At 60.0% G+C, this 3,468-nt stretch carries 1 protein-coding gene and 1 pseudogene; both read right to left on the bottom strand.

The window, feature by feature from the left end; translation table 11 throughout:
• A pseudogene (locus ACI38B_RS00110) lies at positions 1-1,414 on the bottom strand (hypothetical protein); the annotation flags it as partial.
• A 90-nt stretch (positions 1,415-1,504) separates the two neighbouring features.
• Positions 1,505-3,259, bottom strand: coding sequence for a GspE/PulE family protein (locus ACI38B_RS00105; protein WP_439729020.1), 1,755 nt, complete (start codon positions 3,257-3,259; stop codon positions 1,505-1,507).
• Between the last annotated feature and the right edge of the window lie 209 nt (positions 3,260-3,468).

Here is a 3,468-nt window from a genome sequence, read left to right as displayed (position 1 = left end):
GTTGCGCTTGCATCTGCTGGAGCATGGCTTGCTGATATGCGGCGTATTGCTGCTGGGCTTGCGTTTGCGCCGCCTGTTGTTGGGCGAGATATTGCGCCTGCATGGCTTGCATCTGCTCGGGTGTCAGGTTCTGTGATGGGGTCTGTGTTGCTGTTTGCTGTTCGTTCATGATATGCGGTTCGTTGGAGGTGGAGGGTACTTGTGCATTGACCGGCTGCGCGGTCTGCTGAGGTTGTGTGACTGATTGGGCTTGCGCTGCCTGCCGAGTTTGCACCGACTGCCGAGTTTGCGCCGCCGGCTGAGGCTGCGTGGCGGTCTGCGACGTCCGCGTGACATGCTCACTCTGAGGCGTTGTACCGGATTCGGCTGCCTGATTGTGTGCGACCAGCTCAGCTGGCTGGACTGGCGATTGTGCGTTTTCCATTGCGGCAATCGGCTGATGAGCCTGCGGATTGGCCGTCGGGTTCGCGGCATCAGCCACGGTTTCCGCTCCGGCCACGGTTTCCGCTCCGGCCTCGGTTTCCGTCCCGGCCCCGGCTCCCACAGGCTGCCCGTCGTCTGCAAGGGGCGCACTGATGGGCTGCAACGTTCCGGTGAGCGTTGCATACGTTTTCTTGCGCTCATCGTCGAAGTCGTCGAAGTCGTCGAAGTTTTCCAGATCACCTGGCTTGAGTCCTAGCGAGGCCTCGATTTGCACGTCGTCTCGGCTGTTAATTTGCGCGGAATGTTGGGCGAGTTCGGCCAGGGAGCTGTCGGAGGGGAGGGTTTCCTCGGGTTTGGCTTCATAGGACGATTCAGGGAACAGTTTGGGTTTTTGCGCCTCTTGCTTTTCGTAGTAGGCCGAAGCGTTTTCGTCCAGCATGGCGAAGATTTTCTTCATGCTGTCGTCGAGATTGGGATCGTCAGCCCGGATGGCCTTCTCGTCGGAGAAGTGCCGGCCGCGCTGGATTTTCTCCGAGTAGAACGGCGTGGTGTTGGGGATGGTTACGCCTTTGAGTCCGCTGAGGTAGGAGTTGCTGCGCGATGCGCCTTCCTCCATGATTTCTTCTGCGTCGTCATCGGCGACGTTGGAGGTGGCAGATTCGGATTTTCCGTCCGCTTCTGACGTATCTCTGCTGGTTGCTGTGTTGGCGCCGGTTGCGGCATTGCCGTCGCTTGTCCCGCCGTCGCTTGCCTCGCTGACGTCCGTTTCGCTGACGTCCGCCTCGTTGGCCTTCGGCGTGCTGTCGGATTCCATACCTGCTGCAGCGACGCCAGAACTCGCGGCAGTTGTCTGCTTTTCCACGGTTTGGGTGGTGGTGGTTCCAACGGTGGAGCCACCGTTGCTCTGTGCGGTTCCGCTAGGAATCCCGCCACCTGTCTGGTCCGCAGACCCGCCTGCCCCGGCGCCCTGCGTTTGGTTAGCATCTGTCATACTGTGTCCTCGTGTCTCTTCTCTTCTGGTGTGCTGTATTCCGCGCGCACCGGACGGGTTCATGCGAAGTTCGAATCGCGCGTTGCCGAATCAGACTGTGACTCGCAGCACCTCTTCGACGGAGGTGACTCCGGCAAGCGCCTTCTGCCACCCGTCTTCGCGCAGGCTGGTCATGCCGGCCTCGGTCGCGGCCTTCTCGATTTCGAGGCTGGTCGCGCCCTTGGCAATCAGACCTTCCATCTTCTCGTCCACACCCATTACCTGCTGGATGGCCACACGGCCCTTATACCCGGTGTTCGAGCATTCCTGGCAGCCGACCGGACGCCAGACATCCGGCAGTTCGTCGCCTTCCTTGTACGGTATTCCGAGCATCTTGAGTTCGGCGACGGTGGCCTTGTCTTTTCTCGCGCAGCGCTTGCACAGGCGTCGGGCGAGTCGCTGCGCCATCACGGCGGCGAGCGAGGAACTGATGAGGAACGGCTCAACGCCCATCTCGGTCATTCGGGTGACGGCGCTCGGGGCGTCGTTGGTGTGCAGGGTGGAAAGCACCAAGTGGCCGGTCAACGACGCTTCGATGGCGATGGTCGCGGTTTCCTGGTCTCGGATCTCGCCGATGAGCACGACATCAGGGTCAGCTCGCAGAATGGAGCGCAGGGCCGCAGCGAAGGTCAGGCCGGCCTTGACGTTGACCTGCACCTGGTTGATGCCTTTCATACGGAACTCGACCGGGTCTTCGACGGTGATGATGTTGATTTCCGGTTTCGCCACGTCACCAAGCGTTGCGTACAGGGTGGTGGACTTACCGGATCCGGTCGGGCCGGTGACGAGCACCATGCCGTACGGGCGTTGGTATGCCTTCTGGAAGACCTTGAGGTTGCGCTCGGAGAAGTTGAGATCTTCGACTTTCAGGTTGCCGGCAGGGGTCGAAAGAATACGCATGACGACGGTTTCGCCCCAGACGGTCGGCAGCGTGGCGACACGCAGATCGACGCTCTTGCCGCCGTGGCGGACGGTGATACGGCCGTCCTGCGGGCGACGGCGTTCACCGATGTCGAGGTCGGCCATGACCTTGATACGGCTGATGACGCCTTGGATCATGGCTTTAGGAGCCCGCTGGAACACGTGCAGCACGCCGTCGATACGGTACCTGACTTCGAGCCCGTCTTCTTGCGGTTCGATGTGGATATCGGAGACGTTGTCGTCGATGGCCTGGTTGATGAGCAGGTTGACGAATCGCGCGACGGGGGAGGAGTCCTCTTCGTCGTCGGATTCGAGATTGATTTCCTTCTTGGCGGTGGCAGCAATCTCGTGGGAGATCTCGTTGAGCTCGTCGTTGGCGCGCAGGTAACGGTTGAGCGCTGTTTCCATCTGCGAGGGCATGGCAACCATGGGCAGGACGGTCATGCCGGTGGTCGCGGAGACACCGTCGACGGCTGACAAATCGCGCGGGTTGGCCATGGCGAGGGCGAGACGGCCGTTGATGATGGAGATGGGCAGGAGCTTCTCGGCGCGGCACATCTCGGCGGGCACCTTGTCGATGACGCTGCGGTCGACCTGGTATTCGTTGAGGTCGACGAAGGGCAGGCTCATGCTCTGTGCGAGCTCCATTGCAAAGGCACGCTCCGCCTTCTCGTCCGCCATGAAATCGCCGGTCATGGAGGGGGCAGTAGTCGGGTCGAAACCGTCATTGGTGGCCGCATGCTTGGGACCGCTCGGTTTGAACACCATCGAGGTGTCATAGGTCGTGGCCGGATCAAAATGAGGAACTTGCGGAGCATCCTGATGCTCGTCTTCCTTTGGCCGCTTGCGGAAGAATAATCCTCTCGAATTGGTGTCCTCTCCCATGCTGTCAATCCTCCGTCCTTGGTCCATGCTCTTGGCGCGTTCCCGACTTCGGTTATGCGCCCACATATAACGACAACTATACCGTTAACTGAGAATGTTGGGGAGTCATGTAGGGGGTAATCGTGTCGCAATATTGGTGGATGTTACATATTTTTGGGGCTTTTGCGGCGTGGAATTGAGCATGTAAACGTATGCATTCCATAGATCGG

The sequence above is a fragment of the Bifidobacterium sp. genome (assembly GCF_051876855.1).
Classification (GTDB): Bacteria; Actinomycetota; Actinomycetes; order Actinomycetales; family Bifidobacteriaceae; genus Bifidobacterium.
This window is presented reverse-complemented; position numbering and strand designations above follow the sequence as displayed.

What these genes read in the sequence shown, in the direction of transcription:
- ACI38B_RS00105 (WP_439729020.1), bottom strand. Translation starts at nt 3,259, where the DNA reads ATGGGAGAGGACACCAATTCGAGAGGATTATTCTTCCGCAAGCGGCCA.